This window comes from Anaerorhabdus sp. (assembly GCF_036641015.1).
Taxonomy (GTDB): Bacteria; Bacillota_I; Bacilli_A; order Erysipelotrichales; family Erysipelotrichaceae; genus Anaerorhabdus.
In genome coordinates this window covers 1-7,223 of the sequence record NZ_JAVWFO010000029.1, presented here as the reverse complement: position 1 = coordinate 7,223, position 7,223 = coordinate 1, and the positions used below count along the sequence as shown (strand labels likewise).

Annotated in this window: 6 protein-coding genes and 1 tRNA gene; 1 reads left to right on the top strand and 6 read right to left on the bottom strand. The window is 31.1% G+C overall.

Going from position 1 to position 7,223, the window contains the following annotated elements; genetic code table 11:
• The 6 genes from RR430_RS05645 to RR430_RS05620 all read right to left on the bottom strand — a co-directional run.
• Positions 1-494, bottom strand: a 494-nt coding sequence (locus RR430_RS05645) for a PfkB family carbohydrate kinase (protein WP_332508767.1), incomplete at its 3' end; no start/stop codon positions are given.
• 224 nt (positions 495-718) lie between these two features.
• Positions 719-2,551: a translational GTPase TypA gene (gene typA, locus RR430_RS05640; protein WP_332486528.1), complete on the bottom strand. Its 1,833-nt coding sequence runs from the start codon at positions 2,549-2,551 to the stop codon at positions 719-721.
• 99 nt (positions 2,552-2,650) lie between these two features.
• Positions 2,651-3,412, bottom strand: coding sequence for a DUF1295 domain-containing protein (locus RR430_RS05635; RefSeq protein WP_332486529.1), 762 nt, complete (start codon positions 3,410-3,412; stop codon positions 2,651-2,653).
• Positions 3,409-5,175 carry a DegV family protein gene (locus RR430_RS05630; protein WP_332486530.1) on the bottom strand — a complete coding sequence of 589 codons (1,767 nt, stop codon included), beginning with the start codon at positions 5,173-5,175 and terminating at the stop codon, positions 3,409-3,411. Before RR430_RS05630 ends, RR430_RS05635 begins: the two co-directional genes overlap by 4 nt.
• Before the next feature lies 1 nt (position 5,176).
• Positions 5,177-5,566, bottom strand: a complete 390-nt coding sequence (locus tag RR430_RS05625) for a DUF2177 family protein (protein WP_332486531.1) — start codon at positions 5,564-5,566, stop codon at positions 5,177-5,179.
• Positions 5,567-5,658: 92 nt separating this feature from the next.
• Positions 5,659-6,969: a D-alanyl-D-alanine carboxypeptidase family protein gene (locus RR430_RS05620; protein WP_332486532.1), complete on the bottom strand. Its 1,311-nt coding sequence runs from the start codon at positions 6,967-6,969 to the stop codon at positions 5,659-5,661.
• Between the two features lie 97 nt (positions 6,970-7,066).
• Here RR430_RS05620 and RR430_RS05615 point away from each other — a divergent pair.
• Positions 7,067-7,150 (top strand) — tRNA-Leu (locus tag RR430_RS05615).
• Positions 7,151-7,223 lie beyond the last annotated feature (73 nt).

Here is a 7,223-nt window from a genome sequence, read left to right as displayed (position 1 = left end):
GGATCAAATGATATAAGAATATTTTTATCATTTGCAATTTCAATAAGTTTTTTATGTGCTTCTTTCATTGGTGAATCTACAAGTGATACACTACAAAAGTGAATAACACCACAATCATCCAACACATCTACTGGTATATCATTGGGTGAATAGTCTAAATCAGCAGCAGTCTTACGATAAAACTTAAAATCACGATTACCATCATCACTTAATGAAACAAACGCTAATGAAGTATCTTTAGTAGAACTTCTTTTGATATATGCAGTATTTATCCCACTATCAATCAAAGATTCAATAATACGATCACCAAAGGCATCCTCACCAAGTTTTGTAAGTAGAATACTTTCACCATTTAGTCTTGATACACTAGCCGCAACATTTGCAGGTGCACCCCCTGGTACTTGTCTAAAACTTGTAACATCTTTTAATCTCTTCCCTTTTTCATTAGGAATAAAATCAATTAACGCTTCTCCTATCGCACATAATTTTTTCATAAATGTCTCCTTGATATATTATAAATTCGAATTGTTATTTTTACAAATTCAACGTCTGCCATTGGTGTAAATCAAATTCCTAATGTTTGTTTCCGTTAATTTCGTTCAAATTCATTTAATTTTAGCTTCTCTATTCTTAGTTTTACTGGTTGTAACCACAGAAACTATAAGTTCAACTTATATTATTCGGTTAATTATTTCAAAAAAAAGAAGTGTTTCCACTTCTAGTTTTCATCTTGAACTTTTGAATTAAGGCGTAAAAATTGTTTTCTTTCATTTGGTGTTAAGTATTTCTTACGTAATCGAATACTATCTGGAGTTAGTTCCACCAATTCATCATCATTAATAAATTCTAAAGCCTCTTCTAACGATAATATTTTAGCTGGTACAAGCTTCATAGCTTCATCTGCACCAGAAGATCTAACTGCAGTCATCTTTTTATTCTTAATTGGATTTACATCCATATCCATATCTTTTGCAGCACGACCAATAATCATACCTTCATATACTTCAGTTTGTGGAGTGATAAACAATTGCCCACGTTCTTGGATGTTCCATAATGCATAAGTCATAGCTCCACCTGCTTCAGTAGAAACAAGTGCTCCATTAGTACGTTGTGAAATTTCACCTTTATGAGGTTCATATCCTGCAAGACGTCTAACCATTGTTCCTTCACCTCTTGTATCATTGATGAATTCAGAACGGTATCCTAATAACCCACGAGTTGGTACCATGTATTCAATACGTGAATATGTTCCTTCATCTACGATATCAACCATCATACCTTTACGTAAGTTTAGTTTTGATATAACAGAACCAGAATATTCATTTGGTACACTACATACTACTTCTTCAACTGGTTCTAAAATTTGTCCGTTTTCCTTATGGAAAATTACTTCTGGTTTACTAACCGCAATTTCATAACCTTCTCTACGCATATTTTCAAGTAGAATAGATAAATGTAATTCTCCTCTACCACTAACTTTAAAGCTATCTGTACTTCCAGTATCTTCAACTCTTAAACCAACATTTACTTCAAGTTCTTTTTCAAGTCTCTCCTTGATGTTTCTTGATGTAATGTACTTACCACTCTTACCTGCAAATGGAGAACTGTTTACCATGAAGTTCATAGATAAAGTAGGTTCTTCAATTTGAATAGATGGTAATGGATTAATTGCGTTATTATCGCAAAGTGTTTCACCGATACCAATATCACCAATACCAGCAATCATTACAATTTCACCACATTGTGCTTCACTTACTGCAACTCTACTCAAACCTCTGTATACAAAGACTTGATTAACTTTACATTTTTTAACTTTACCATCTGCATCACAAACAGTAATTTGGCTTGCTTCTTTAATAGTACCTGAATATACTCTTCCAATACCTAAACGACCAATATAATCATCATAAGCTAAAGCTGATACTTGCATTTGAAGAGGATCATTAATCTTGTTAGGGAATGGTTCGCAATGACTAAGAATAGTTTCAAATAATGGGGCAATATCTGTATTTGTATCATCTAATGCTTTACGTACAATTCCTTCTCTTGCTATACCATATAAAATAGGGAAGTCTAGTTGTTCATCTGTAGCGTGTAGATCTAAGAATAAATCATAAACTAAATCAATTACCTCTACTGGACGAGCATCTTTCTTATCCACTTTGTTGATTAATAGAATTGGTTTCAAACCAGCTTCTAAACTCTTTTGTAATACGAAACGTGTTTGAGGCATTGGCCCCTCAGCTGAGTCTACAAGTAAAATTACTGTATCAACAGTTTTAATAATACGTTCAACTTCACTAGAAAAGTCCGCATGGCCTGGAGTATCCACAATATTAATTTTGTAATCCTTATAATTAACTGAACAGTTCTTTGAATAGATAGTAATACCTCTTTCACGTTCAATGTCATTACTATCCATTACACAATCAACAACTTCTTCATTGTCTCTAAATACATGTGATTGTGATAAGAAAGCATCAACTAAAGTTGATTTCCCAGCATCTACGTGCGCTATTACTGCTATGTTTAATATTTTTTGATAATCCATCTACATACCTCATTCTCTATAACCTAGTAATTATAATCTCGTATACGTTAAAACACAAGTTAAACTATGTATTAATGGGGCATAAACCCAATGAAAGCGCTACTTTTTAACAAACCAAGGAATGAATACCGATGTTTTCCGCTTATACTCCGTATATCCTGGTTTACTAGCATTTCGTTTTTCAAGAAATGGAACTCCCGAAATAAAGCATAATGAAAATGTAATAAACGCTGATCCAATGAAACTTAAACCGTTATTTGATAAACTAAAACTAATTAAAGCCAACCCCCACCAAAGTGAAGCCTCACCAAAATAATTAGGATGGCGAGAATACCTCCATAATCCTGTTTCTATGATTTTACCTTTGTTTTGTGGATTACTAACAAATGTACTTAATTGTTTATCAGAAATAGTTTCAAACCCAAAGCCAATTAACCATATAATCATACCTATAATTGTCAAATAATTAATTGATTGTCTAACCGGATACATTGTATGAATAGGAAAAGCTACAATCCACATAAAAATTGCTTGTAGTAAATAAACTTGGAAGAATGCACGTAAGACAACCCATTTACCCCATTCTTTACGCCAAGCCGCATATCTAAAATCTTCTGGCTTTCCTATATTCCTTTTAAAAATATGAATAAATAATCGTACACCCCATATAGATAATAAGATTGTAAATAGAAATGATCCAATTGTTTGTTGATTTATTAAATATAAAATCAGATTAAGTATAACAAAGCCAATTCCCCATCCCATATCAACTATTGAATTATTGCGTATACTTGTCCCCACTAAGAAAAAGAGAAAGAAATAAACAACGACAATTATAAATGATAGTAGCCCTATACTCATAGTTCACCCACATACGCAATAGCGATTGAATCTCTTCCAACATGCAATGCAGTAGCAGAAGAAATTGGCACACAATAAAGCGGTTCTTTCTTTATTAATAAACTTACTTTGTTTTTAAATGCAGTGAAATCTTCACTTTCATTTGTATAAAACAATACGTATTCATCGATTATACCTTTACTCAAAGCTTCTTTGATTTTCTCTAAAATCCTCTTTTCTGTGTACTTTCTACTTAAAGAGAATCCAAACACTTTCCCTTTACCATTTTGATCAAGTGATAGAATGGCTTTCATATTAAGCTTATTTGCAAATGTAGCTATTTTTTTATTCACTCTTCCACTCTTTGATAAATTCTCAAAATTATTTAATGCTACATATATTTTTATTTTAGATCTTATACTAAGTATTTCATCTAATACATCTTCTAATCTATTTTCATTTTGTACAATTTCAGCAACCTTTTTAACAAATAATCCTTGGCCACCCGAATTGAGTAAACTATCTATTAATACAATGCGCTTTTTTAATTCTGGATTATTATCCAAATATCTTTCAAAACCAAGATAAGTACCACTTAAATGATTTGATACGGTAATTATCAAAAGCTGATCATAATAGTCTAAATAATGACCTAACTCATATTGAATTTGTTGATCATTTGGTTGAGAACTCGATGGGAATTCAATAGAGTCTTGCGCATAGTTTAAAAATTCTTCTATTTTTATAGTTTTTTTATCTAAAAATACATTTTGATTTACCATTAAATTTATTGGAAGCATGCCAATATCATATTGATCAATAATATCTTGGCTTATGTCGGCAATACTATCTGTTAAAATTCCTATTCTTTGTTTTTTATCACGATGTTTATTTTGCATAGACATGTCATCAACTTTTGAGTTAACAATTGTTCCATACTTATAAAATACATTACTAACCTTCCATGGAACATCTGTATGTAAGTGAATATTTAAATATTTCTCATCACCTGAATACGCTATAGAATCACCAAATATTTCTAGTTCTTTAACTAATTGCGATAATTCACAACGAATATCTTTTACATAAAATTGTGTACAATAGCGATATTTTTCATCAATGAAATCTTCAACAATTTCTAGTGATTCAAATTGTTTCCAATCGCTATAATACTCTTTATCCTCACCATTTATGGACTTACTAAAGCCTTCCATGAACAAGTAAAAACCCATAGCTCCCGAATCAGGAACTTTGTATTTTTGTAAATCTTTTAATTCTTTTGTTGTTTCATCAACACCTTTTTTTATTATAGGTAATGATAACTCAAATAAATCATTAAATGATTCTACTTTAATTGCTTTTAGATATGCTGACCACTTACGTATTACTGTAAGAATTGTTCCCTCAATAGGATTTTTAACAACTTCATACAATCGAATTGATGACCTATTTACCAATTCAATAAACTCTAAAACTGTTAACTGCTCGCTTACGCTATAAAATGATAATCCATGAATGAATTCTGAGAATATGATTCCTGAATTCCCTCGAGCGAATATAATCGCTTGTTCACTTATACTCTTTAATATTTCACTTGCTGAATCACTACTATTTGAAAAAGTAATTGCAGATTTAAGTGTATATAAAAGGTTTGATCCCGTATCTCCATCAGCTACTGGATATACATTTATTTTATTTAACAAATCTTTGTTTCTTTCAATTTCTTCAACACCTGACTTAAATAATCGAAATAATTCTTGTCCATTTAGCAATTCATTTTTCATATTATTTTAAAATGAAATAACTAATTAAAGATGTTATTACAGAAAGTGATGATCCCCATACCAAATCTATAATAGTTATTGATAATGGCCAATGATTCAATGTTGCATAATTTGTAAGATCATAAGTACCATAAGTAATCAAGCCAAATAGAACTGCTGAGATAATCATTGTCCTAATATCATGTGATACTAATGCAGGTGTAATTACAAAATATAGTAAGGCAAAAACAAATAGTAAATAGAAAACAACTGCTCCTATCCACTTAACATCTGTACCCATTAGATGTTGAAGTTCTTTAGTATAAAACCCCTTTGTTGTAAACAACCAAATCGCATCTAATATAATGAATACAAGAAATGTAATAATAAAATTCTTAAAATTGAAGTACATATATAAACCCCTTTTATCTTTCTAATTTCATTATATTTGTACTTATATTAATTGTCACTTGACATGATTTTTTAGATTTAAACTAAAAAATTCTAGATTTTTCTAGAATTTCTTGTCTTTCTACGTTTTCTTCTTTTTGGTTTTCTTTGTGTAATTATGAAGACCGAAACTACCACCAAAATTCCACCAAATACTGCTACAAACAAATTATCCATCATCCATTCCCCAGTATTGGCTAAACCTAGAAGAATAAAATTTTGATTATAGTTAGAATCACTAATAATATCCTCACGATAAACTTCATCACCATAGGAAGTTATTATAATTTGACCAACCACATCACCTTTTTTAATATTTTCATCAATTACATCAGGTATCGTTACCTCTATTTGGTATTCATTGGTATCAATTGGTAAATCCCAAATTAATGTCTCTGGCATTTCCCAATCAATATCCTTGTTGAAGAATCGATACTTCATAATACTTTCTTGAATTATATCACCTTGAGTATAAACGGTATTTCTTTGATACAAATTACGATAAGTATCATAAATAATACCCGCATCTACAAAATGGCTAGGAATCTTACGTTCTATCCAAGCATGAGCTGTGATAACCATTAAATCCATATCATTTACTTTCGCAATTGAAGCCAAACAATACCTTGCCTCAACGGTATATCCAGTTTTACTACCCAAAAATCCATCAATTTCAATAGCATACGGTTGATTTGGATTGCTTGTATTTATATATTTATATGCTGTGGACTCCATTTTTAATCCTTCAGTTGGATAATTAAACGATGTCCCTGCTTGATATGTATTGGATGTAAATACCTCATAAAACATTTCATTATTTAACGCATATTCTAATAATGTCGCAATATCTCTTAATGTAGAATAGTGATTATCATCATGCAATCCAGTCGTATTTACATAATGTGTATCTACCAATCCTAATTCTTGCGCTTTTCTATTCATTAAATCTACATACCCATCAACGCTTCCTGAAATAGTATAAGCTAATGCTTGTGTACATTCTGCCCCTGAAGGTAGTAATGTACCATAAATTAAATCTCTCATTGTTACAACATCACCGACATTGAATCCTGCACGACTAGCACCGGCTTCTTTTAATCCAGCCATAATCTTTTCATCTATTAATACTGTCTTATCAAAATCATCGGTATTCTCTATGGCTACTAAAGCAGTCATTATTTTTGTCAACGAAGCTGGATATATTTTCTCAGTAGATCCTTGATCCCAAAAAACTTGTTTTGTAGTTCTATCAAACATATATACATAATCACTCGTGATTTCAGGCTTTTCTTCTTCTGCAATGACCTGAATTGGAGTGCATAAATACCCTAAGACTAACATACACACTAAAAGAATTTTCTTCATACTTATTCCTCCTAATCTTGTACATTATATCATATGAAATTTTTTCACTCATATCTATTTTAATTTATCTAATTTCTTAGTATAATTACTTACACATGATCGAATGGCGGAATGGCAGACGCGCAGCACTAAGGATGCTGTGTCTTATGACGTGAGAGTTCAAGTCTCTTTTCGATCACCATATTCAAAATTGAGAGCCTTTATAGGCTCTTTTATTATTTTCTAAGGACTTACCAAAACACATTAAAAGAAAT